General features: G+C 65.5%; 20 protein-coding genes. 9 read left to right on the top strand and 11 right to left on the bottom strand.

The genetic code is table 11. The features are described 5' to 3' along the window. The 3 genes from ABF821_RS11970 to ABF821_RS11960 form a co-directional block, all read left to right on the top strand. The coding region (locus ABF821_RS11970) for a toxic anion resistance protein (protein WP_415530124.1) at positions 1-1,155 on the top strand (1,155 nt) is incomplete at its 5' end. 40 nt (positions 1,156-1,195) lie between these two features. Then, positions 1,196-1,588, top strand: coding sequence for a hypothetical protein (locus tag ABF821_RS11965; protein WP_415530123.1), 393 nt, complete (start codon positions 1,196-1,198; stop codon positions 1,586-1,588). After that, entirely contained in the window at positions 1,539-2,744 is a 1,206-nt protein-coding gene (locus ABF821_RS11960; protein WP_415530122.1) for a glutathionylspermidine synthase family protein, read from the top strand. The genes ABF821_RS11965 and ABF821_RS11960 overlap by 50 nt, the downstream gene beginning before the upstream one ends. A 30-nt stretch (positions 2,745-2,774) precedes the next feature. On the opposite strand, the gene ABF821_RS11955 is transcribed toward ABF821_RS11960, so the two are convergent. Further along, on the bottom strand, positions 2,775-3,965 hold the full coding sequence (locus ABF821_RS11955; RefSeq protein WP_415530121.1) for an NAD(P)H-dependent flavin oxidoreductase: 1,191 nt from the start codon (positions 3,963-3,965) through the stop codon (positions 2,775-2,777). 81 nt (positions 3,966-4,046) lie between these two features. On the opposite strand from ABF821_RS11955, the gene ABF821_RS11950 reads away from it, so the two are divergent. After that, a complete protein-coding gene (locus tag ABF821_RS11950) occupies positions 4,047-5,771 on the top strand; it encodes a hypothetical protein (protein ID WP_415530120.1) in 1,725 nt (574 codons plus the stop codon). Between the two features lie 64 nt (positions 5,772-5,835). Beyond that, positions 5,836-7,683, top strand: coding sequence for a peptidoglycan-binding domain-containing protein (locus ABF821_RS11945; RefSeq protein WP_415530119.1), 1,848 nt, complete (start codon positions 5,836-5,838; stop codon positions 7,681-7,683). Positions 7,684-7,743: 60 nt separating this feature from the next. Here ABF821_RS11945 and ABF821_RS11940 read toward each other — a convergent pair whose 3' ends face one another. Continuing rightward, the gene (locus ABF821_RS11940) at positions 7,744-8,316 is read right to left on the bottom strand and encodes a TetR/AcrR family transcriptional regulator (RefSeq protein WP_415530118.1); all 573 of its coding nucleotides are present in this window, start codon (positions 8,314-8,316) and stop codon (positions 7,744-7,746) included. A 28-nt stretch (positions 8,317-8,344) separates the two neighbouring features. Between ABF821_RS11940 and ABF821_RS11935 the strand changes: the two genes are divergently transcribed. From ABF821_RS11935 to ABF821_RS11925, 3 genes are all read left to right on the top strand, one after another. After that, on the top strand, positions 8,345-9,790 hold the full coding sequence (locus ABF821_RS11935) for a carotenoid oxygenase family protein (RefSeq protein ID WP_415530117.1): 1,446 nt from the start codon (positions 8,345-8,347) through the stop codon (positions 9,788-9,790). Next, positions 9,787-10,440, top strand: coding sequence for a VC0807 family protein (locus ABF821_RS11930; RefSeq protein ID WP_415530116.1), 654 nt, complete (start codon positions 9,787-9,789; stop codon positions 10,438-10,440). Before ABF821_RS11935 ends, ABF821_RS11930 begins: the two co-directional genes overlap by 4 nt. Before the next feature lie 73 nt (positions 10,441-10,513). After that, positions 10,514-11,971 carry a transposase gene (locus ABF821_RS11925; protein WP_415530115.1) on the top strand — a complete coding sequence of 486 codons (1,458 nt, stop codon included), beginning with the start codon at positions 10,514-10,516 and terminating at the stop codon, positions 11,969-11,971. Positions 11,972-12,141: 170 nt separating this feature from the next. Here ABF821_RS11925 and cyoE read toward each other — a convergent pair whose 3' ends face one another. The 7 genes from cyoE to uvrB all read right to left on the bottom strand — a co-directional run bounded on the left by cyoE (position 12,142) and on the right by uvrB (position 20,433). Beyond that, on the bottom strand, positions 12,142-13,086 hold the full coding sequence (cyoE, locus tag ABF821_RS11920; protein WP_415530114.1) for a heme o synthase: 945 nt from the start codon (positions 13,084-13,086) through the stop codon (positions 12,142-12,144). Next, entirely contained in the window at positions 13,083-14,420 is a 1,338-nt protein-coding gene (locus ABF821_RS11915; protein ID WP_183010605.1) for a cbb3-type cytochrome c oxidase subunit I, read from the bottom strand. Before ABF821_RS11915 ends, cyoE begins: the two co-directional genes overlap by 4 nt. Before the next feature lie 153 nt (positions 14,421-14,573). Then, a complete protein-coding gene (locus tag ABF821_RS11910) occupies positions 14,574-15,305 on the bottom strand; it encodes a class I SAM-dependent methyltransferase (protein ID WP_182974061.1) in 732 nt (243 codons plus the stop codon). Between the two features lie 114 nt (positions 15,306-15,419). Next, positions 15,420-16,415 carry a glutathione synthase gene (gene gshB, locus ABF821_RS11905; RefSeq protein ID WP_182974062.1) on the bottom strand — a complete coding sequence of 332 codons (996 nt, stop codon included), beginning with the start codon at positions 16,413-16,415 and terminating at the stop codon, positions 15,420-15,422. A 91-nt stretch (positions 16,416-16,506) separates the two neighbouring features. Further along, positions 16,507-17,055 (bottom strand): transcription elongation factor GreB, encoded by a 549-nt coding sequence (gene greB / locus ABF821_RS11900; protein WP_415530113.1) that lies wholly within the window; start codon positions 17,053-17,055, stop codon positions 16,507-16,509. A gap of 15 nt (positions 17,056-17,070) precedes the next feature. Then, positions 17,071-17,958, bottom strand: a complete 888-nt coding sequence (locus ABF821_RS11895) for an aldose 1-epimerase (RefSeq protein WP_415530112.1) — start codon at positions 17,956-17,958, stop codon at positions 17,071-17,073. A 237-nt stretch (positions 17,959-18,195) separates the two neighbouring features. Continuing rightward, the gene (uvrB, locus tag ABF821_RS11890) at positions 18,196-20,433 is read right to left on the bottom strand and encodes an excinuclease ABC subunit UvrB (RefSeq protein ID WP_415530111.1); all 2,238 of its coding nucleotides are present in this window, start codon (positions 20,431-20,433) and stop codon (positions 18,196-18,198) included. 120 nt (positions 20,434-20,553) lie between these two features. On the opposite strand from uvrB, the gene ABF821_RS11885 reads away from it, so the two are divergent. Beyond that, positions 20,554-21,342, top strand: a complete 789-nt coding sequence (locus tag ABF821_RS11885; protein ID WP_415530110.1) for a DNA polymerase III subunit epsilon — start codon at positions 20,554-20,556, stop codon at positions 21,340-21,342. Between the two features lie 22 nt (positions 21,343-21,364). Here the strand turns inward: ABF821_RS11885 and ABF821_RS11880 are convergent, their stop codons facing one another. Together ABF821_RS11880 and ABF821_RS11875 are read right to left on the bottom strand one after the other, a co-directional pair. Further along, positions 21,365-22,696, bottom strand: a complete 1,332-nt coding sequence (locus ABF821_RS11880) for an ABC1 kinase family protein (protein WP_182974147.1) — start codon at positions 22,694-22,696, stop codon at positions 21,365-21,367. A gap of 34 nt (positions 22,697-22,730) precedes the next feature. Next, positions 22,731-24,569, bottom strand: a complete 1,839-nt coding sequence (locus ABF821_RS11875) for a M3 family oligoendopeptidase (protein WP_415530109.1) — start codon at positions 24,567-24,569, stop codon at positions 22,731-22,733. Between the last annotated feature and the right edge of the window lie 197 nt (positions 24,570-24,766).

The following is a 24,766-nucleotide window of genomic DNA, read 5'->3' as shown; positions in this document are numbered from 1 at the left end:
GCCCCCCCACCGGCGGCGGCTCCGGACGACGCCCTGCACCGGCCGCTGGCCCCCTTTGCCCGGCTGGTGGAACTCGACAGGCTGCCGCCCGACATGGTCGCCGAGGCCCACCGGCGCGCCGACGCGGTGAATTTCCACGATCTCAACACCCTGCTCGCGCACGGCTCCGGCGCGCTGACCCAGCTTGCGGAAGTCGCCGACCGCATGCTGGCCGGCCGCACCCTGGGCCAGTCCGATGCCGTGGGCGATATCGCGGCCTCGGTCCTCGACGGGGTAAAGATCCTGCGCATCGCCGACCTGCGTCGGATCGCCAGCGGCGAAGACGCGCGGCCCGGCGGCCTGCTGGCCCGTCTGGGCGGACTGGTCGGCGGCGCAAAAGATGCGCTGTCCGGCTTCGCCGAAAACCGCAAGCGTTTCACCACCCTGATGGACCAGCAGGAGGCCAGGGCCCGCACCACCATCGCGGACCTGAAGCGCAATATCGAGAATTTCGAATCGATGTACCAGGCCCTGCGGCACGCGGTGCGCGAACTGAACATCGACATCGCCGCCGGCCAGTTGGCGCTGGAACGCGGCCAGCAGGAGGCCGAGAGCCTGCGCCGGCACGCGCTGGCGACCAACGACCCGGTCGACGCCGCCGAGGTCATGGAACTGCGCGGCCGACTGGCCAATTTCGCGGGGCACCTCGCCGAACAGCGCGAGGGCCTGATGCGCGCGGCCCTGACCGTGCCGATGCTCAAGAGCACGCGTGAGGCCGCCGAGGCCCGGATCGTGGCGCTGCATTCGGCCCTGACCAAGACCATTCCCAACCTCAAGGCCGCCTGCGCGGTCGCCGTCGGACAGGTCGACAATCGCCACGCCGCCGCCGCCCGCGACAAACTCAACGAGGCCGACCGCCAGGTGCTGGGCCTGGTGGCCGACGGCGCGCTGGACGCCGCGCGCACCACGGCCACCCAGCGCGGGGTCGATCCGCGCCAGATCGAAGCCCTGTCGCAGGCCGCCGACAAGGTCACGCAGGCCCTGGCCGAAATGGCAGAAAACGACCGCCTGGCCGTCGAACGTACCCGCACGCAGGAAGCGCAGTTGCGCCAGTTGCGCGACCGGATCTCGGACGGCATGCGCACGCTCTCCGCCCGCGCGGTGGCGCCGGAATGAATGCGCCCATGACGTTCCGTTCCCTGTCAGGACCTGGTCGATGAGCAAACCCACGACACTCCTTTTCGCGGCGACCGCCGGAGCCGTGGGCGTAGCCGGCGCTACGGCTTTCCTGATCGACGCCCGGCAACCGACGGACGACCGGGCCTGCCGCCAGAACGCCGTCGCCGCGCAGGGCCAGCCCACGGCACCGGCCGGTACCCGGCCGGAGGGTCCGCAGGTCCGCAATCCGCAGGATTGCGATCATCAGGCCCATCATTCTTACCACGGCTCCGGCGGGGGCGCCTTCTTCACCCGCACCGGCAACCGCGGCGGCGATGACGACGACGCGCCGAGCACCGGCCGCACGGCCGGCAGCGGTGGCGAGGCGGAGTCGGCAGGCCATGCCGGCTTCGGCGCTAGCGCCGCCGGCCATGGGGGCGGCGGCGAATAACCGTCATTTCCCCATGGTACCCGGCATCAGGCGCATCGCATCCACCCCCCGCCCCGACTGGCAAGGCCAGGCCGACACCCTCGGCTATACGTATTACCGCAACGATGACGGCAGTTTCGCCTGGCGTGAGGACATCTGTTACGTCGTCACGCCGACCGCCGCCGAAACCCTGCGCCACGCGGCCGAAAGCCTGCATCGGATGTGCCTCGACCTGGTGGAAGAGGCCGTCCGCGCCCGGCACGGCCTGGACGAATTCCGCATTCCCCAGGCCATGCACCCGGTGGTGCGCGATTCCTGGGAACGCCGCGATGCCTTCCTGATCGGCCGCTTCGATTTCGCGTGGCAGGACGGCCAGCCGAAACTGATCGAATATAACGCCGATACACCGGCCACTTTGCCGGAGAGCACGCGCATGCAGGCGGCATGGCGGCGCGCGACACACCCCGCCGGAACCGACCGCGCACTCAGCGAAGCCGCGCTGGTCAACCACCTGATGGCCCTCCGCGCCCAGGGGCGCGTGGACGATATCGTCCACGTCGTCCCCTACCCCGACAATCGCGAGGACGCGGTCCATGCCCGCTACTATACCGACTGGGCGCGCCAGGCCGGCCTGGAGGCGGTACATTGCGAATTGCACGACCTCGAAATCAGCACCGGCGGACGATTGCTGCATCGCGGCCGCATCATCCGCTCCATGATCCGCATGTATCCGTGGGAACTGATGTTCCGCGACGCAGGCGCCCATCATCTGCGCCATTGCGGCTGCCGGTTCCTCAACCCGCCCTGGACGGCACTGCTCTCCAACAAGGCCCTTCTGCCCGCGCTCTGGCGGCGCCATCCCGGCCATCCGCTGCTGCTGCCCGCCGCCTGGACGCCCGACGGCATGGAACGCTACGTCGAAAAACCCATCCACGCGCGCGGCGGCGAGAATGTCCGCATCGTCTCCGGCACGGAAACGCTGGCGCTGGAACCCGGCACCTACGGCGCTTATCCCCGTATCTACCAGCACTATGCCGATCACCGCATCGACGGCGTCACCGCCTCCATCGGGGCATGGATCGTCGGCAGCCACTTCGCCGGGCTGACGGTCCGCGAAAGCCCCGATGCCGTCATACGCCATGCCTCGCCCATCGTGCCCCACCTGCTCGTCCCATAGCGGCCGGACATCCCACGGACGGTCCGGAAGCTATCGCCGATCCCGCAACGCCACCCCACGCGCGGCCGCCAGTTCCTCCCGCAGGCAGGCGACCAGTCGCGCCGCTGGCATGGCGCGGGCCAGGGGCGCGCCCTGTCCGGCCCACTGGGCGCCGAACCCGTGTTCTCCACACGCCTTCGCGGCGGCATGGAGCGCCTTCCCCGCATCGTAGGCGACGGGATAATCCGGCGGAACCGGCACGTTCTCCCCGTCGGCCAGCGCCGTAAAGCGATTCGCCAGCGCCCGCGCGGGCCGGCCGGAAATCAGGCAGGTCAGCCGCGTATGAAAGGCCCTCGGCCCGCTCAGTGCCGCGCGATAGGCCGTATCGGCGGCGGATTCGGGACACAGGATAAAAGCCGTTCCCAACTGGGCCGCCACCGCGCCCAGATCGAGTGCGGCGGCAATCCCCGCGCCATCCATGATCCCGCCGGCGGCGATCACCGGGCAGCGCCCCTGCCGGACCAGCAGCCGCGTCAGCGCAAGAACGCCCAGCGCATCGTCCGGCGCGGCGGGGTCGAACACTCCGCGATGCCCTCCCGCCTCGATCCCCTGCGCGACGACCGCATCCATACCGGCATCCTCCGCCGCCCGCGCCTCGTCCAGGCTGGTCACGGTAGCCAGCAGGACCGCCCCGGTCTCGCGCAGCGCCGCGACGATCTCCGCCGAAGGAATGCCGAAATGGAAACTGACGACCGGCGGCCGCACCGCGCGCAGCATGTCCAGCATCTCCGGATCATCGGCAAAGCTTTTATACGGCGCCCGCAATGCCGTCGGCGCCGACCGACCGAACCCGGCGAACGACGGCGCGAGCCACCCCCGCCATGCGTCCTCCCGCGCCGGATCGCGACGCGGTGCGGGATGGACGAACAGATTCACGTTGAAAGGACGCGCCGTCCGTTCCCTGATCCCGGCGATCATCTCCCGCGCAACGGGCGCATCGACCGCGCCGACACCGATGGACCCAAGGCCACCCGCCTCCGACACGGCCGCCGCCATGGCCGGCGTGGAAACACCTGCCATCGGCGCCTGAATCAGCGGAACGACCAAGCCAATACGATCGAAACCGGACATGAACTCACCCCCTGCATCGCGAGGCACGAGGCAGCCGCGTCCACCATGATCGACGGCACGCACACCCACCTCGAAGAACGCCGACCCGCACCCGTCCCGCCTGCGCAGCATGGTTGACCCGGCCGGGAACGGCCTCATAGACTCTCACGGCGCCTGCCGCCCACCACAAGGCCAGCCAACCGCGAGGAAATTATGGTCAAGAAAAAGAACCCCGGCACTCCTCCGGTCGCCCTGGCAGCCTCGCAGTCAGACCGCCTGTTTCACGAGATGAAAATGGAAGCGGCACGGGCGCTTGCCATGGACCCTCAGAATGTCCGGGCGCTCGCGCAGGCGATCGCCTCCACGCCGGCCAAGTCCGATCCGGACGACGAACTCTGCGACCTTCTGACGATGACACTCGACCAAGCCCGCATGGCGCAGGAGAACGGCCAGCGTTTCGGCGGCGAATGCCTGGACGCGGTATCGCGGCATCTTGCCACCCTGTCCGGGACACCTGGGCTCACCCTCGGTGGCAACATCGCGATCACCCGATGCTACGTGCGGGCGGGATTACCGGTTCCCGAAGAGCTGGCACCCGACGACCAGGCGCTCATGGAGGAAGCCGCCACGCTGTCCATCGGCGACGACGCGCATCCAGAAACAGCCTTCGCGGCTCTTCTCCATGACGCGCTCGCCACGGTCGGCGACGATCCCTCAATGTTGCAGCAAGCCTTCGCGGAAATCCTCCCCGGAATTCCGGCAGCCGCCAGACGCATGTTGTGCAGGTTGGCTGCCGCCAATCCCGACAGGCGCCTCGAACCGCTGGCCTGCGCATGGCTTCTCGATCCCTCCGAATCGGTCAGGAACGGCGCGATCGACGGCCTGGGCGATCGGCTGGCCGCCGGTATCCTCAGCGCGCAGGCACTCAGCCGCCTGGTGGTCCTGAGAACGTGGATCGTCCATAAATCCGCTCGGCGGCGCCTGGACACCCTGGTTCGGAACGCCATCCGCTCGGACATTTCTCCCGATCAGGCAGCCGTGTCGCCCTACCGCATCGTGGGGTACGTCTCCAGCCCCGTCGATGGCGCAGGCGCCCAGAGCCTCGGGGTCGCCCTGCAGAAAGGGCGGGCACGATCCATCGCCCTGGTCCTGCTCAAGCAGCAGTTCGGCATCAAGGATGCCTATATCGCCCCCTGCGCCAGCGCGGCGGACCAGCGTTCCATCCTGCAACAGATTGCGGGTCCCGGCCAGAAAGGCGACATCTCGCCGGAGTACCTCCAGGTCGTGCTGGGCATCGCATTGGCCGACGGCCTCCATAACGGAGCCTATCCGGCCCCCGGCCTGGTCGATGTCGTGGACGCATGCGCCATAACCGCGCTGCGCCCGGAGCATGACGCATCCATCCAGGCAATGCTCGACAGATACGATCCAGAAGGCGACCTCGCATCCCTCGACGCAAAGGAATGCGAGACGCTCATTGCCGCCAGTGCGGACTGGGCGGCCCTCCATCCCGTCATCGCCAGTTGGTTCGAAGACAGGGACGACATGTTCGACGGCGCCGAATCCTCCGAGGCCCAAGCCCAGGCACTATGGAAACACATTGAAACACAACGGAATTTCTGGGCATCCATCATCGCGCGCATGGCCCTGCTCCTGAAGGACCGCCAGGACCCCCTCGCACTTTCCTTCGCGGTCACGGCCCGCGCGCTCATCCACGGCCGGCCGCTCCAAAAGATTCCCATAATGTTCACCATTTTCGATCAGACTTTCGAGGCACGTCTGATGGGCCATTCCACGATGGATGATGAAATGCCCGAGGAAGCCGCCGAAGAGCTCATGACTCTCATGATGAATCTCATGTCTCCCCCGAAAAAGACGCCCAAACGGTCATCCCGTGGCACGCCCCCACGGAAAGCCACCCCCAGGAAGCCGAAATAACATTCCCCGAAATGACGCCCCCACGGCAAGACGTCATCGGAACTGCAACCAGAAAGGCGGCTTGATGTCACAGTCATTTCCCCGAGGCGCCATGGCTGGCAGCCGGCTCGCCCTGCCCGGCCTCATCACCCTTGCCATGCTTGCCGCGGCTGGCCGGCCGGCACATGCCGCCTCGCACGTCGTTCCCGCGCTGGCGGAGGGAAGCCTCGACGATCGCTCGCGCCTCGATCTCGCCGCCGGCGGCCTGACAGCATCGGTCACGCTGAAAGCGTCGACGCGATGCGGCATGGCCATGGCCTGGCAGCCAGCCGATCCCAACCCGCCCGCCACCTGCCGCATCGCCACCTTATCCATCAGGGCCAGGGGCCAGACTCACCCGGCCCCGTTTCCGCTGGCCCCCTATGGACAGGATGCCGGATTGATGGCCCTGAGGGCGAGCATCCAGAGACTGGATGCCACCTCTTCCCTGCCGCAGATCATGGTTTCAGCCTATACCGGCGGCGCGCATTGCTGCGAGACGACCTCCATCTTCGGCCAGCGTGCGGACGGCCAATGGGTACATGCCGACCTCGGCATGCAGGATGGCGGCGGCCCACCGGCCGTAATCGCCGTACCGGGCGCACCCGACCCGGTCATCGTGACGTACGATCAGGCGTTTCTCTACACCTTCGCCTCGCATGCCGGCTCCTTCGCCCCCATCATTCTCCATCGCTATCACGACGGCCAACTGACGAATGTCAGCGACGATCCGGCATATCAGGCCTACCTGAAAGAGGACCTGGCAAAACAGACCCGGCAATGGGAAGCCTCCGGCCGGTCGGAGCCCAACGGTTATCTGGCCTATTACGTCGCGACCAAAGCCCGCCTCGGCCAGCTCGCCGCCGCCTGGGCATACATGCTGCCACGCGCGCAGAGTTCGGCGAAAAGCGGCTTCGGCGTATCGGCATGCAGCCTGAAATCGCCCGAGGAAACCGCGAACGGCCGCTATTGCTCCAAGGCCGATCGCGCCCCCCTTCCTTTCCCGCAGGGGCTGGCCATCTTCCTGACCCGCAACGACTATATTTCGGAGGCACAGGCCCGCTCGCTCCTGTCCGACAAGCCCGCGACGGGCGCCGGCTCCGCGCCGTCCGGCCCCTACCATCCCGATTTCTCCTGCGATCCTCCGCCAGCCAACAATGGCGTCGCCACGATGCTATGCCATGACAGCGAGGCCGCACGGCACGAGCTGATGTTCGATCAGGTCTATTACGCGCTGCGCCATCAGGCCGGCGAGGACGGATGGAAAGACCTGAAGCAACAGGTCGTCCTCGATGAAAACGCGGCCAACCAATCCTGCGGCCTCCCCGTTCCCGGCGACGGGCCGCAAGACCTGCCGCCGAACGGCGCTGCCTGTTACAACGACGCCATGGACCGCCTGGCGGCGCAATATCGCGTCCGGCTCTCCGGCGCGGCACGCATGGAAAGCCAGCGTCCGCTGGAGCGTCACATCGCCCTCCAGAAAAAACTGGTCGAACTCGGCTACCTGCCCGCCGACACGGTCGTGGACGGCGTGTATGGCGAATCCACGCGCGCGGCAATCACGGCCTGGCAGCAGGCCACCCACCGCCCGGCAACCGACGGCTTCCTCTCCGACGACGACGCCGCCACGCTGATCCCGCCACCGGCCGAAACCGCGCCGGTCACCCCCCAGCCGCTGCCTACCACGACCACGACCACGGCCGCAGCCACCGACACACCACCGCCCCCGGCCACCGCGCCTGTCACCTCACCGGCCGCAGGCGCAAGCACAGGCGCACAGCGGTCCACCGGCCTATCCGTCGGGTTGATCCTGCCTCTCGTCATCGCATGCGCCATGGCAGCACTGATCGCGATCCGCGTCAGCCGCAGACGCGGCGACCGCGATTCTTCGTAACCGGAGGCAAACGGGCCGTCCCGCCGCCGATCCTGACGATCGGCGGCGGGAAAGACCCCTCTACCCGATCACCTCGTCGATGATCGTCTCATCCTGCGGAATCTGGCCATCGAGCATCAGCATGGCCAGACCATGGACCAGGGCCCAGGCTTCGATGGCACGGGTCGCAGCCTCGCCCCCCTGCTGGGCGGCCATCAACGCCGCATTGGCCCGAAGCAATCTCGCAGCCTCCGTATCCAGCGTTCCAGCGGCCTTAGCGGGTGCCAGAACCGGCGATGCGAAGATCAGGCGAAACAGGGCCGGATTGGCCAGCGCAAACCGCACATAGGCCCGCCCCGTTGCCGCAAAGCCGGTGCAGCCGCCGCCCGCCGCCTGCGCCGCCGCATGTTGCGCCACGCCGAGTTGCGCCAGTCCCTCCAGCGCCAACGCCGTCAGCAGCGCCTCCTTGTCGGGAAAATGGCGATACACCGAGGTGGCGCTGACCCCGACCCCCCGCGCCACCGCGCGCAGCGACAGCGAGTCCACGTCCCGTTCCGCCAGCAGCCGCAGCCCCTCGGCAATCAGCGCCGCGCGCAGGTCGCCATGATGATAGGCGGCCTTCTTTATGTTGACACTGTTATCATTCCTGTCCATATTAACAGCGTAAACATTGGAGGCTCCCATGGGAAGCCCAATCGAAACGCTGATCCGTGGCGCGGTGACCAGGGGCGTCGAGGCCTTGGCCACGTTCAACCGCCGACGCATGCCCACCCCCACGCACGCCAACCCGTTCCTGACCGGCCTGCACACGCCCATGACCGAGGAACGGACACTCACCGAACTGGCCGTGACAGGCACGATCCCCGCCGGGCTCGACGGGCGCTACCTGCGTATCGGCCCCAACCCGGTCGCACCCGATCCCGCCTCCTATCACTGGTTCATCGGTGATGGCATGGTGCACGGGCTCGCGCTCGCCGACGGCCGGGCCGTCTGGTATCGCAACCGCTGGATCCGTTCCAACGCCGTCGCCAGGGCACGCGGCGTCGCCCCCGCGCCGGGGCCGCGCCATGATTTCGATACGGTAAATACCAATGTCGTCGCGATCGGCGGCCGCACCTTCGCCCTGGTCGAGGCAGGCAGCTACCCGGTCGAACTCGGCGAGACGCTCGACGACCAGTGCTACAATCCGTTCGACGGCACGCTGCAAGGCTCCTTCAGCGCGCACCCGCACCGCGATCCGAAAACCGGCGAACAGCACGCGATCTGCTACGAGGGCCGCGAACCGGGTATCATCCGCCACGTCGTCGTCAATGCCACCGGGCAGGTGGTCCGCGAAGAACCGGTCGCTGTGAAGCACGGCCCGATGATCCATGATTGCGCAATCACCGATCGCTTCGTGATTATCCTCGATCTACCGGTCACTTTTTCGATGAAGACCCTCGTCGCGGGACACGGCTTCCCCTATCGCTGGAACCCGGCACACGCCGCACGGGTCGGGCTGATGCCGCGCCAGGGCCGGCAGGAAGACGTCATCTGGTGCCCGGTGCCCCCTGGATATGCCTTCCACGTCGCCAACGCCCATGATACGGCAGACGGAAAGGTTATCCTGGATTTATGTGTCTATGATACGATGTTCGGGACCGGCGCTCAGGGGCCGGATTCACGATCACGCGGACTGGAACGCTGGATCATCAACCCTGCCGACCGCACGGTCACCATCCGCACGCTCGACGCCGCACCGCAGGAATTTCCCCGCCCGGACGAACGTTTCTTCGGCCAGCCCTACCGCTATGTCTGGAGCCTCGCCCTGCCGCCAGATCCAGCCGATCGCTTCCTCGGCGCCACGGCGCTCTACGCGCACGACCTTACGACGGGCGAACGGCAGATCCACGATTTCGGCGCCAGCCACTATCCCGGCGAGTTCGTCTTCGTGCCCGAGACAGCGGACAGTCCCGAGGGGCATGGCTGGCTGATCGGCTTCGTCATCGACATGGCGACAGAAACGACCGACCTCGTCATCCTCGATGCCCGCCGGTTTCAGGAACCACCCGTCGCAACCATTCATCTGCCCCACCGCGTACCGCCCGGCTTCCACGGCAACTGGATCGGCAGGGGTGAAACCCGATGAACAGTCTGCGCCGTCGCAGCCCCGGTCTTGCGCTCATTTTGCTCGATCTGACGGTAAATTTCGCCGCTCCCGTGCTGATCTACGACCGGATGCAAGCCGGCTGGGGCGACGTGCAGGCACTCCTGGCCTCATCCATGCCGCCGTTGCTGTGGAGCGTCGGCGGATTCGTGATCAGGCGACGGATTGATGCGCTTTCCCTCATTGCCCTGGCCGGCATCGCGCTCTCACTGCTCGCCTTCATCGGCAGCGGATCGGCACGACTGCTGGAGTTGCGCGAACAGGCGGTGACATTTCTGATCGGCTTGGCCTTCCTCTTCTCGGCTGTGATCGGCAAGCCACTGATCGCCCCGCTGGCACGGGCCACAATGGCACGCCAATCCTCCCAGGCCCTCGCCGATTTCGACGCGCACCGAAACGATGTCCGCGTCCGGTACACCATCATGGTCATGACACTGGTGTGGGGTTTCGGTCTCCTGGCAAACGTCGTCGTCTCGGTCGCGCTCATCTACAGCCTGCCGATCAGCACATATCTCGTGGTCGGCCCGATCCTCGGCTACGCCACAATGGGGGGCCTCGCGCTATGGACGCTTCTGTACCGGCGCCATCGGATACGGCACGGCACCATGGGCCAGGCCCCGACCACGACATAAGACACAATCTTAACGATTTACTAATCCTTGAAAGAGACCGTACCGGCTCCCACTCCGCCCATGGAAAAGCCCGATGACCAGGATCGCCCCCATACAACCGGAGTCGATCCCCATCTCCTTTCCAGGAGCAGAGAGCGACACCTCGAAGGCCGGGGGCGCCCCGCCCGGCGGCGGCAACCGTTCCGACAAGTCTCCGCCCCCCGCTGAAGGCGATACCGTCACCCTGTCGCCCGAAGCCATTGCGGCATTGGCCTTCCTTTCAGCCGAGGCGGCAAACAGCCCCGAAGCCCTCCACAACGTCCCCCTCCCATCGGCCGCACTTCCAGCCGACTCAGACCAGATCATGGACCCGGACACGCCACTTGTCCCGGCAGGCCAGATCCCGCCGGCCGCCGACGACGCCGCGCAAACCACCATGGATCAAGCTTTCATCATGATGGCGACCGCTGAAGAAATGTCCAATCCCGCCACCCGGGAACGGGCTTATGAACATACCCTGATGTCGGCTCCGGATCAGGCCACCTCGCCGGCCCGCCACGAGAGCACCGCCCTTCTCCCGAAGCAGGCTCAAACAGACCCCACGATCCCCGACAGGACACAAAGCGGCGGCCGCGCGACCGAGGAAGAGATATTGACCGAACGTCTGCTCAACAGCGGACTGGATCAAGAACCGGGCACGCATCTCCCGGCCGCTCGCCATATCGGCAACAGGCCGCACATCACGCAGACCGATACCGACGCCATCGTGCCGGACCTTTCCCCCGACCTCACAGAGACGCTCGATCCCGAATCCCTCGCCCAGGAGGTCCAACATTTCCCCGGAGTCGACGAGCGAATGGTCGCAATGTATGCGCCCGCCATGGGTAACCGCACGATCCAGGAGCCCGTGCAGGAAACCGAGGGTGAGGACCTGTCCCCGGAGCCGACCGGTCAGGTAACCGGTGCCTTTCTCGACACCGTCGCTGCCTGGCAGGGCCGCCGGCTGAACGCGCTCTATCCTGCGATCTTCTTCGAGACATTGCGAATGAGGATCCGTGACGACGGCATTGTGTGCGAAAAACCGGTACATCTTGTGCTGGGCATGCGCCTCGACGGCACAATTGACGTTCTCGGCCTATGGATCGAACAGCACGAAAGCCCCGCACTGGGGCAGCACATCATGGATGCGCTAAAGAAGCGGGGCGTGGAAGATATCCTGATGGCTGTGGTCGATGAGCATGACGACTTTCCGGCTGCCATCCACACGGCCTTCCCGCAGGCACTGATCCACCCCTCGATCGACCAGCTGTTGCACCATCTGCCCGATTTCGCCGCTTTGCAGGGCTATCCACCCATCGCCGGGAAAATGCCCTTCGCCACAGTTGCGGACAGCCCATGGGGACGGATGCTCCTATCCGCCACGAGCGCCATCAAGGCGATGCAGGCAATGCTCGCACGGGCTGTCCAGGCACGCGGCTATTTCCCCAACGACCGGGCCGCGCTGGCTTTTCTATTCCTCATCCTGAACCCAGCTAGAAAAGCCGCGTCGTGAGAAACCTTGAATCCCAGGTCGTTACATGCGCACCAAGGCAAGACCATAAAACACGGCCGCAAGGCCGAGTAGCGTAAAAGCGACACCGAGAACCCGGCCACGATGGCGGCGCACGCATTCCCGGGACTGGTCGGGGGTCATGGCAAACGGTTGGTCCATCACCGGCCTCCTCAGCCCATGATCAGGAAATGATCGGCCAACAGGCCGCAGAACAGCAGGAACAGATAGAGCAGCGAGAAGCGGAATGCCCGCCGCGCCGCGCCGTCACCGGTCAGACTTACGCCTGCCGCATCCTGCCGGTCACGCAGCACGCCCACCGCACATCCCACGAATCCGGCATTCAGCAGCACCGCGGTGGCGGAATACAGCCATCCCGCCTGATGCAGCACCGACGGCACCAGCGACACCGCCGAGAGGATCAGCGTATAGATCAGGATCTGCCAGCGCGTATGCCGGGCCCCGCGCACCACCGGCAGCATCGGAATGCCCGCGCGGCCGTAATCCTTGCACGCATAAAGCGACAACGACCAGAAATGCGGTGGTGTCCACAGGAACACGATCGCGAACATCACAACCGGCATCACATCCAGCGATCCGGTCGCCGCCGCCCAGCCGATCATGGGCGGAAACGCGCCAGCCGCCCCGCCGATCACGATGTTCTGCGGCGTCGAGCGCTTCAGCCACATCGTGTAGATCACGGCATAGAAGAAGATCGAAAACGCCAGGATAAACGCGGCCAGCGCATTCGTCGCCAGCCACATCAGCAGCACCGACGCCGTCGACAGACCGATGCCGAACCCCAGCGCCTGATCCTGATGAATGCGCCCGTCAGGAATGGGACGCCGCGCGGTACGGGTCATGATCGCGTCGATATCGCGGTCATACCACATATTGATCGCACCTGCCGCACCCGACGCCATGCAGATGCACAGGATGGCAACGCACGCGACCACCGGGTTCAAATGGCCCGGCGCCATGGCCATGCCGGCCGCACCGGTAAACACCACCAGCGAGATCACGCGCGGCTTGAGCAGCGCGAACCAGTCGCGGGCCTCGGTCCCGACCAGCGCCGCGTCGAAACGCGGCGTTTCGGAGGCAGATGCGCTGGCGCTCATGCCCCGGCTCTCCCGACCATGAAGCCGGCGAAAGAGTCACGCGGCGCGGGCGAGGGCAACGTCCATTCCAGGGTCCGGGCACCCGCCCCCCAGTAATTGCCCGAAACACGGCGTCGCCCCAGCAGCGCCACGGCCAGCACGGCAACGAAGGCGAGCATCGACAGGCCCTGCATCGCCACACCCGCCATCACGCCGCCCGGCAACACGCTCAAGACGCTGCCGCCGACCGCCAGCGCCACATGCAGGCGTCCCATCCACTCAGGATAGGCGCCACCGGCCATCTTGCCGATCCAGTAATAAAAACCGCCAAACGCGGCAAACAGCGCCGCCGGCAGCACGAGTGCATGCGCACCGGCCCCGCCATCCGCCAGCACCTGCAACGGCGCAGCAACCAGCATCGCCATGAAGGCGACCGCCCACAGCATCGGCACACGGAAGACCGGCCGCCCGGCCATAATCGTCCTGCCCCACGCCACCAGCAGTACCAGCATCGGCAACGCCATGACGGCCTGCTCGATCAGCGGCCGCGCGTCAGGTTGCGCCATCAACCCCGTGGCAAAGACATCATGCACCCAGACCGACGCCCCGCCGACCGAGAGTACGACCATCGCCCCCAGGGCGGTTTCGCGCAGGCGCAGTCCGACACCCGAAAAGGTTTCGACCAACTGGCAGATCACACCGGCCGCCGGCAGCAGCAGCAGCCCGACTTCCGGGCCGGAAAAGGCATGCATCGCCCTTACCACAATATCGAAGCCCGCACCGGCCAGCAGACCGCGCGTCAGCGCCGCCGCCAGCACCGGAAGGACGATCACCATCATCATCGCCGTCAGAACCTGTGCCCAGACGAACAGCGGCATGGCACCCAGCGCGACGGTACGGCCACGCATATTCAGGGCCGTGGCAACAATATTGATCGCCAGTCCCAGCATCGCCACGCACCAAAGCACCATCGCGGCCGCCGTGGACACACCGGCCACGACCAGACCGAAGCTGAGGGCCACCCCGGCCCAGCAGGCCAGATTCAGGCGGCGGAACGCCATATCGGGCGCGCCCAGCAGCAGTGGCACGAACCACGAACCGAAGCCTCCGACCAGAGCAGGCAGGGCGCAGAACAACACCATCAGCGCGCCGTGATCGATCGCCATCCGGCCCCACGAGGCATCTGTATCCGCCCCGATGCGCAACGGCAGCGCCAGCCCCCCGCCGATCAGGCCGGCCAAAACCGCCATGACCAGATAAAGCGTTCCAACCGCCTTATGGCCGCTTAGGCCGCCGCCCCGCATCAGGAAGCCCCCGGCTGCGACCTTCGTCCGGACCTGCCTCTCTGCCGGCATACGCCACTTCTCCTGCGCCGATGGGTCGCCCGGAGGGCGACCGTGCTCGAAATCATGATCATGTTACCGAAACTGGACACTCAAGACGAGAGCCAGCAGCCCCCGCCTCCGGCATGGCCGGCATTCCGGTCATGCCGACACGGCGGAGCTGCTTCAGGCGGCGGGCTTCTCCACGCGGGCCGGCGCGGCCAGGCGCGGCAGGGTAACCAGCGTGAACAGACCGGCAGGCGGCACCGGCTGAATGGTGGCGCGGGCCAGATCGTCAGGCGGCAGCAACGCTTCCATCGCGAAGTCCGGATGCCAGCCCAGCGAATGCGAGGCCCGCGCCATGCCGCGTTCGACCGCCAGCCGCACGCCGCCCGTGGCCAGGAAATGGTTGACGAACAGGATATGCCCACCCGGCCGCACCACGCGCTTCAGTTCCGCCAGCAAACGGCGGGGATTGGGCACGACCGACGCTACGAACATCGCCACCGCGATATCGAATGACGCATCCGCGAACCGCGTATCCTCGGCATCCATTTCCAACAGGGCGTCGATATTGCGCAGGTTCATCCGCGCCACCCGCTGGCGCGCACGATCCAGCATGTCGCCCGACAGGTCGATTCCGGTAATGCGCTTGTCAGCGCGATAATGCGGCAGGGCCAGACCGGTACCCACGCCGACCTCCAGCACCGCCGCCCCCGGCAGGCCATTCACGGCAGCGACCGCCCGCTTGCGCCCGAAAGCCGAAACACCACCGAAGACCGTGTCATAAACTCCGGCCCACCGGCGATAGGCGGCCTTGACAGCCGCGGCATCGAGGGCTGAACGCGGAACCGGGGCGCAGGCAAGGCCAGCCGCGGCATCCGCCTCGGCTGGCGCATCTTGAAGAACGTTGCTCATCGGGAACCCTCTGTGCCCTGCCGGGCGATTGTCTTCAAGGGGATAGCGGACCAAAGCCCCATGCCACAGCGCAAATCACCCATTCCTTTTCCTCGTCCGCCGTCCCGGCGCCCGTTATTCGCCACCGTCGAGCCGCCGCAGGATGCAGTCCCAGATCAGCCCGGCGGAATTGATGCCATCGAAACGATCGATTTCCTGCAACCCCGTGGGCGACGTGACATTGATCTCCGTCAGCCAGTCCCCGATCACGTCGATCCCCACGAAGATCAGCCCCTTCTCTCGCAGCATCGGCCCGATCGCCTCGCAGATCTCACGATCCCTGGGACTGAGTTCGACCTGCACGGCCTTGCCGCCCACATGCATGTTCGACCGCGCCTCGCCCTGCGCCGGCACGCGGTTGATCGCACCGATCGGCGCGCCATCGGCCAGGATGATCCGCTTGTCCCCCCGGCGCACCGCCGGCTCATAGCGTTGAATCATCAGCGGCTCCCGCGAACGCGCGAAATGCATCTCCAGCAACGAATTGAGGTTCTCGTCATCTTCGCGGATGCGAAACACACCCGCCCCGCCATTGCCGAACAGCGGCTTGACGATGATATCGCGCCATTCGGCGCGGAAATCGCGGATCGCCAGCACATCCCACGTCACCAGGGTCGGCGGCATCAGGTCAGGAAAATGCGTGACCAGCAGCTTCTCGGGTGCATTGCGCACCCATTCCGGGTCATTGACCACCAGGGCCTTGCCCGGCCCGACGCCATGCACATGCTCCAGCATATGGGTGGCGCTGATATAGGCCATATCGAAGGGCGGGTCCTGGCGCATCAGGATCACATCCATCGCGGCAAGGTCGATCACCTGCTCATCGCCCAGCTCGGCATGATCGCCCGCAACCCGCCGCACCCGCACCGGGCGCGCCCGCGCCGTCAGCCGCTCGGCCCGCGTGCCACCGGCCACACGCCCCTCACGCAGGCTCAGCCCCTGCACCTGGTAGACGAACAGATCATACCCCCGCGCCTGTGCTTCCAGCATCAGGGCAAAAGTCGAATCACCATTGATGTCGATCCCCGACAAGGGGTCCATCTGCACGGCAACCTTCAGCGAGCGGGACATGAACGCGACCTCCAGGCACAATCCGATACCTTGATGACACGATCTGTCACCGGCCCCTGCTTCTTAGTCGAGTTCTCGGCCGCGAAAAACCTCATAGCGCATTCATCCCGACAGGTTCGGGGTAGGAAATGGCCATAATCTCGATCAGGTCCGCACCCGACGGGGTCATGACCCGCACTTCATCCCCCACATGGCCACCAAGCAGGGCTCGTGCGATCGGCGATGCCAGACTGACCTGCCCCACCGCCAGATCAGCCTCGTCCACCCCCACGATCACGACCGTCCGCTCCTGGTCCTCCTCCGTCACATAAGTCACGGTGGCCCCGAAGAAGACCCGATTCCGCTGGGTCTGCGCCGCCGGGTCGACCACGATCGCCTTCTCGATCCGGCGCGTCAGGAATCGCACACGCCGGTCGATCTCGCGCAGGCGCCTCTTGCCGTACAGGTAGTCGCCATTTTCCGAACGGTCGCCATTGCCAGCGGCCCAGGACACGATCTCCACGATCCGCGGCCGCTCTTCATACAGCAGGGCACTCAGTTCCCGCCGCGTCGCCGCCATGCCGGTCGGGGTAATGTAGCGAGACACCCCGTCTATGGCGCGCGGCCGCGCCTCGTCATCGTCGTCATCATCGTGCGTCATGGGCCGCATACTGCCTCAGCAGGCAGTGAGTGCAAAATGGATGTGCCCTTCCAGCCGTGCCCCCGGCGCCAGGATCGTGATCCCCCGGTCGGTCACGCCGGCGTGGTTCAGCGCATCGTTCATGTTGCTCACCGGCTCGATCGCGATAAAATTCCTGTCCGGCGGGGTAAACAGCACGAGGTGCCGAAAGGTCGGGCTGGCCGAAATGGTCAGTGCCAGCCCGTCATCCGGCCAGCGCAGAAAGGCCGCGCCATCCCAGCCGGCATAACAATTGTCGATCGCCTGGTCGGTGACGGCGCGCATATGCTCGAACGACCATTCGCCCGTGGCCGGCACGCGCAACGCCGGCAGGTGCCGCTCGTCATTCGTCCACACCGTATCGGCCAAAAACCCCACCTTCACCCCGCCACGCCGGGGAAAATAAGGATGGAACCCCAATCCGACCGGCTGCGGCCGCTGGTCGATATTCTCGATCACCATCCCCACGGCCAGGCTGTCCTCGCGCAGGTCGAAACGGGTCTGCGCACGGTAGGCGAACGGCCATTCATCCATCGGGCGATCATAGGGCGGATGCCATTCCAGTTGCAGCGTGGCACTATCGTCGGCCAGCAATTCCAGTTCCCAGGGATGTTCCCAGGCATTGCCGTGGATCACATGCGGCTCGCCGCCGAAATTCGGTTTCATCCTGTATTCCGCGCCATCGAAGCGAAAATGCCCGTCCGCGACGCGATTGGAGAACGGCACCAGCGGATAGGCCGCAACCGTGTGCCCCTTCTGTGCCAGCAGGTTCGGGTCGCTGACGGCTTCGAGCACGCAGACCCCGCCACTTTTCCAGAAGGTCACCGCACCGCCCAGTTCGGGAAGCAGGCCAAGCCGCGCCGCTCCCGCCTTCAGTTCGATCATCCGTTTCTGTTCCCGTCCCTGTTCACCCCAGAGCTTTCCCACCGGACACAGGTCGGTGGAAATGCTCTGACTTAATTGTCTTTACGAACATCCTCACCCGTTCGACCGCAAAGATTCAAACAGGATCTACTCTCCAGAGCCATATCCGTTCACACTGGTTCACCGATATGACTCTAGACTATTGATTTTTCGAGCATCTTTATCCGAACAGATCAATCCATCTGGTCGGATGATGCTCTAGCGTCCGCCCCGCCGACGGCCACCGCGCGCCTTGGCCGGGTCGTAACCGCCACCACCCGGCCCCAGCGGTTCAGGCCCCTGCCCTTTCCGCCGTGGCGGCCGGCCGGTGCTGCCGGCGACACCCGCTGTCGATACCGGCACGGGCACCGGGTCCAGACCCAGATCCAGTGCCTCCAGCCGCTTGATCTCGTCGCGCAGCCGCGCGGCGGTCTCGAATTCCAGGTCCGCCGCCGCCGCGCGCATCCGCTTTTCCAGTTCCGCGATGGTACTGCCCAGATCCTTGCCGACAAATTCCGCCACGTCGGCCCCCTTGGTCGGCGTAACGGTCACGTAATCCTGCTCGAAGACCGAGGAAAGCGCCTCGCCGATATGCTTGCGGACCGATTGCGGCGTGATCCCGTGTTCGGTGTTCCATTCCGACTGTCTTGCCCGCCGCCGCGCGGTTTCCTCGATCGCATAGCGCAGGCTGTCCGTCATGGTATCGGCATACAGCAGCACGCGCCCGTCGATATTGCGCGCCGCCCGCCCGATGGTCTGGATCAGCGAGGTGCGTGAGCGCAGGAACCCCTCCTTGTCCGCATCCAGGATCGCTACCAGCGAGCATTCCGGGATATCCAGCCCCTCGCGCAGCAGGTTGATGCCGATCAGCACGTCGAACGCTCCCAGGCGCAGGTCGCGGATAATCTCGATCCGCTCCAGCGTATCGACGTCGGAATGCAGGTAACGGACCCGGATACCGGCTTCGTTCATGTAGTCCGTCAGATCCTCGGCCATGCGCTTGGTCAGGGTCGTAACCAGCACCCGGCCTCCGGCCGCGATCGTCGTGCGGCACTCCGCCAGCAGATCGTCCACCTGCCGCTCCACCGGCCGGATCTCGGTCACCGGATCGATCAGCCCGGTGGGGCGGATCACCTGTTCGGCGAACACGCCCCCCACTCGCCCCATCTCCCATGGCCCCGGCGTGGCACTGACGAAGACCGTCATCGGACGAAATTTGTCCCACTCCGCGAATTTCAGCGGCCGGTTATCAAGACAGGACGGCAGGCGAAACCCGAATTCCGACAGGATCGACTTGCGCGCGAAATCCCCCCGCTCCATGCCGCCGATCTGCGGCACGGTCACGTGACTTTCATCGACGATCAGCAACGCATCCTCGGGTAGGTATTCGAACAGCGTCGGCGGCGGGTCGCCCGCCTTGCGGCCCGAGAGATAACGGGAATAATTCTCGATCCCCTTGCAGACGCCGGTCGTCTCGATCATCTCGAGGTCGAACGTGGTCCGCTGCTGCAACCGTTCGGCCTCCAGCAATTTGCCTTCCGCCGTAAAGTCGGCCAGCCGCTGGCGCAATTCGTGCTTGATACTGGTCACCGCCTGGGTCAGCGTCGGGCGCGGCGTCACGTAATGACTGTTGGCGTAGACGCTGACCTCCTGCAGGTCCCCGGTCTTGTCGCCGGTCAACGGATCGAATTCGGTGATCGAATCGATCTCGTCGCCGAACAGCGAAACCCGCCAGGCCCGATCCTCGTTCTGCACCGGAAAAATATCGACGGTCTCGCCCCGCACGCGAAAGGTCCCGCGCTGGAAGGCGGCATCGTTGCGGCGATATTGCAGTTCGACCAGCGCCTTGACCAGCTTGTCGCGGTCGATCTCGCCCCCGGTTTCCAGCCGCACCACCATGCGCGAATAGGTCTCGACCGACCCGATACCATAGATGCACGACACCGAGGCCACGATGATGACGTCGTTGCGCTCCAGCAGCGCCTGGGTGGCGGCATGGCGCATCCGGTCGATCTGCTCGTTGATCTGGCTGTCTTTCTCGATATACGTGTCCGAGCGCGGCACATAGGCTTCCGGCTGGTAGTAATCGTAGTAGCTGACGAAGTATTCCACCGCATTGTCGGGGAAGAACTGCTTCATCTCGCCATAGAGCTGTGCCGCCAGGGTCTTGTTCGGCGCCAGGATCAGCGTCGGCCGCTGGGTGGCCTCGATGATCTTCGCCATCGTGAAGGTCTTGCCCGACCCCGTCACGCCCAGCAGCACCTGATCGCGTTCTCCCTCGTCGATCCCGGCCACCAGTTCGGCGATGGCGCGCGGCTGGTCGCCCGCCGGTTCGTAGGGCGACTGGATGACCAGCCGCCGCGTCTTCTCCTTCGCCGGCTGGCGTTCGGGCTGGAAGGTCACGATCTCTTCCGACGGATCGGGACGACGGGTCTTTTTGCGGGCGGGCGCGGGCATGGTTCAGGACTGTGGGGATCACACGGCGCCAGCGCAAGAGCCCTAACGCGCACATCAGCCGGCACGCCAGGATTACCGATTCGATTTTGGAATCCCGCCGCCGGTCCCTACACTGGTCGGATGGACGGTACCCTGTCCCCCCAATCCGCCCCCTATGTCCGGGTCGTCGATCTGGAAACCAGCGGCCGCGACGCCGCCCATGGCGGCGTCGTCGAGATCGGCTGGCAGGATGTGATGCACACACCCGACGGCTGGCATCTGGCAGCGCCTCCCTGTGCGCAACTCACTTATCCCGGCGGCCCGATCGCACCATGGACCACAGCGATCCACCACATCACCGACCAGGACGTGTGCGACGCCCCGCCGATCACCGCCGTCGCGCCCGCAATCCTCCATCCGCCGGCTCGCCCTCAGGCGTTCGCAGCCCACCGCGCCAGTTTCGAGCAGACTTGGCTGCGCGCCCTCCTGCCTCCCACATTGATGGCCGGCACCAGATGGATCTGCACCTATAAATGCGCGCTGCGCCTGTGGCCGGACGAACCCGGCCATTCCAATCAGGGGCTGCGCTATTCCCGCCGCCCGGCGGGACTGGAGAAGCATCTGGGCAATCCCGCCCATCGCGCAGGCCCCGATGCCTACGTCACGGCCCACCATCTGCGCGACATGCTGGCGCTGGCATCAGTGGAGCAATTGCTGCGCTGGTCGCGCCAACCGGCGCTTCTGGTAAAAGTGCCGCACGGCCCGCTGCGGGGCCGCCGCATCGGCACACTGACATCCTCCGATCTCGACCGACTGCTGGCCAGCCCCAAGCCACCCGGCCCCGATCTGGCCTTCGCTCTTCGTACGGAACGCGCCCGCCGCGCGGGGCGCGACGACGCCTCTGCACAGCAACTCGCGCTCCCACTCTAACGTCTCCGAAGGACTGCGAGGTTCAGCCTTCGACAGGCGCGGGTACCCGCGCCTGCCGCATCAGGTCCGCCTGCCGCGCCGCCAGTTTGGCCGCATCGAAATCGGCGATGAGTTCCTGGAACAGTCGGTACCAGTTCAGCTTCGCCCCCAACCGCAGGAACACGCTGCCAAGACCGATCGCCGAGCGGTCCACCAGCACAAACTCACGCGGCGGGCGCACTCCCCCGGTCTGTTTCAGGCCGGCATACACCCGCTCGGCCACCACGCGGCCATATTGCGGGTCGTCATTTTCCTGGATCGCCCGCACCCGATCCTGCATCAGCGGCTCATAGATAAAGCGTGCCCACTCGTTCAGCACCCGCATGGTCTCGCGCGACATGTCGGTAAAGCCCCATGCCTGATAGGCATGATAAGCCAGATCCTCGTCATTGGTCTCCAGCGCGCGATACAGGTCAATGATCCCCTGCACGAACCGCGCCGGGAAGATCCGAATCGCCCCCATATCCAGCAGATTCAGCCCATAATCGGACCGCACGGTGAAATTGCCCATATGCGGGTCACCATGGATCACACCATTGCGATAGAGCGGCACATACCAGGCATGGAACAGCGCCCGCGCCATGGCATTGCGCTGCTCCTGCGCGGGGTCGGTATCCAGCACCGACTGCACGCCCCGCCCATCCAGCCAGTCCATCACCAGCAGCCGCCGCGTCGTCAGGTCCTCGACCGGCATCGGTATACTGACATCGGAACACTCGGCCAGCATCAGGTTGTAAAGCCGCAGGTTCGCCGCCTCGCGCAGATAGTCGAGTTCCTCCTGCAACCGGGCCGTCAGCTCCACCAGCACGTCGTCCTGCTTGATCGTACTATCGATGCGGTAATAGAGCCCTACCGCCATGCGAAACTGGCGCAAGTCGGAATCCACGGTCGCCTGCATGTCCGGATATTGCAGCTTGCACGCCACCCGGCGCCCGTCCGGCAGCACGGCCCGATGCACCTGACCCAGACTAGCCGCCGCCGCCGCCTCATGCTCGAACGAGCGAAAACGCCGCTCCCAGTCTCGCCCCAGTTCGGCGGCCATGCGGCGACGAACGAAACTCCATCCCATCGGCGGCGCGTTGGCCTGAAGCTGCGCCAACTCCGCCGCATATTCATCCGGTAGCGCACCGGGAATGGTAGAGAGAAGCTGCGCCCCCTTCATCAGCGGCCCCTTCAGGCTGCCGAGAACCGATTTCAGATCACCGGCATGGGTGGCGCTGCTGGTGCGCAGCCCCATCTTATGGCCCGCGATGCGCGCGGCGATGCCGCCGACCGCGCCCGACGTCCGCACCATCCGGCGCAGTTCGCCGAACATGCCGGTATTGTCGAGATCCCGTTCCTCCGCCACGTCAGGCACGCTCCAGTTCGTCAATAAATCCGGCAATCACGTCCAGCCCCTTGCGCCAGAACCCGGGATCGGCCGCATCCAGCCCGAACGGCGCCAGCAATTCGCGATGCCGCATCGTGCCCCCCGCCCGCAACATGTCCAGATATTTGTCCTGGAACCCCGCATGGCCTGAGGTAAACACGCCATATAGCGCATTCACCAAGCAATCCCCGAATGCATACGCATAGACGTAGAACGGAGAATGAATGAAATGCGGGACATAGGTCCAATACAGGTCATAATCCGGCGTAAAGTTGAAGGCCGGCCCCAGACTTTCGGTCTGCACCTGCCGCCAGATAGCGCCGATCCGCTCGGGCAGCAATTCACCCGATTTCCGCTCGTCATGCACCAAGGTCTCGAACCGGTAGAACGCGATCTGGCGCACGACCGTATTCAGCATGTCCTCCACCTTGGCTGCCAGCATCAGCCGCCGCCGCTCCGGATCGGTCTCGGCATCCAGCAGCGCACGGAAGGTCAGCATCTCGCCGAATACGCTTGCCGTCTCGGCCAGCGTCAGCGGCGTGCCAGACATCAGATAACCATGCGGCGCCGCGAGCACCTGATGCACCCCATGGCCCAGTTCATGGGCCAGCGTCATCACGTCACGCGCACGGCCATGATAATTCAGCAGCAGATACGGATGGACCGACGGAACGGTCGGGTGCGCAAAGGCCCCCGACGCCTTGCCGGGCACCGGCTGCGCATCGATCCACGGATTGTCAAAGAAGCGCCGAGCCACCTCCCCCATACGCGGATCGAACCCTTCATAAGCCGCCAGCACCTGCCGCGTGGCTTCGTCCCATCGAATAATCCGTTCATCCGCCGCCGGCAGCGGGGCGTTGCGGTCCCAATGTTCCAGTTTTTCCAGCCCCAGCCAGCGCGCCTTCATCGCGTAATAGCGATGCGACAGGCGGGGATAATCCTCGGTCACCGCCTGCACCAGCGCGTCGACGACCTCATCCTCGACCATGTTGCTGCGATTGCGGTAGGAACCGGGGCGTGGATAGTGCCGCAGCGAATCGGTAATCGACTTGTCCTTGGCCAACGTATTGGTGATCAGTGAGAACAGCTTGATATTACTGCCGAACACGCTGCCGATCGCCTTCGCCGCCCGCTCGCGCACCGCGCGGTCCTGATCCGACAGCCGATTCAGCGCCTCGCCCACCGTCAACTCCCGCCCGTCCAGCGGAATGCGCAACCCGGCCATCGTCTCGTCGAACAGCCGGCTCCACGCCGAAGCCCCCGTCACCGATTTCTCGTGCAGGACCTGTTCGATCTCGTCGGACAATTGATGCGGTCGGAAAACCCGCAGATCCCGCAGGAACGGCCCCCACACCGCCAGCCCCGAATCATTCAGACGCGCGGACAATTCTTCGTCCCCAATCCGGTTCAACTCCAGGGAGAAGAACAGCAGATGGCTGGAAATATCGGTCAGCCGCTCATTGATCGATTGCGAGAACCGTCCGATCCCAGCATCGGACGAATCGCCGGCAAACAGCAATTGCGCGTAGGACGCTGCCCGCCCCAGCACCTCGTCGATCCGCTGATACTCCCCGATCGCCTCAGCCAGCCCAGCCGGTATAGCCTCGCTCAACCGCCCTTTCCAGGCAGCGGCAAAAGCAGCGGCATCCGATTCTGCCTGTGCCAGGTCGGTGCGTAGCGCATCCGAATCGGGGCCTTCATACAGGTCCCGCAGGTCCCAGTGCGGCAGGTCTCCGACCGTCCCCAACGGCATCCCGTCATCGGCCGCCTGTGTCGCAGGGAGACCCCTCGGGCCAAAGACGAGAGTCTGATGTGGCATCGGTACACTCCTCTATCGCCCCCGACACCGTCATTCGGGGCGATCCTGGCCCAACATCTAACAGACTGTTCCCCACATGTCGCCGTTGACGACGATCCCATGCTCGCTAGAGCTGGCCCCAGAAAATCGGACAGGGTGATAAGTGAAGTGGCCCCTGGAAATGGGACCACAGGTTAAGTTGGAGATATCTGGCTCTG

The organism is Gluconacetobacter sp. (genome assembly GCF_047721585.1).
Classification (GTDB): Bacteria; Pseudomonadota; Alphaproteobacteria; order Acetobacterales; family Acetobacteraceae; genus Gluconacetobacter; species Gluconacetobacter dulcium.
Note: the sequence above shows the minus strand (reverse complement) of the source record. Positions and strands in the feature narration are given on the sequence as shown.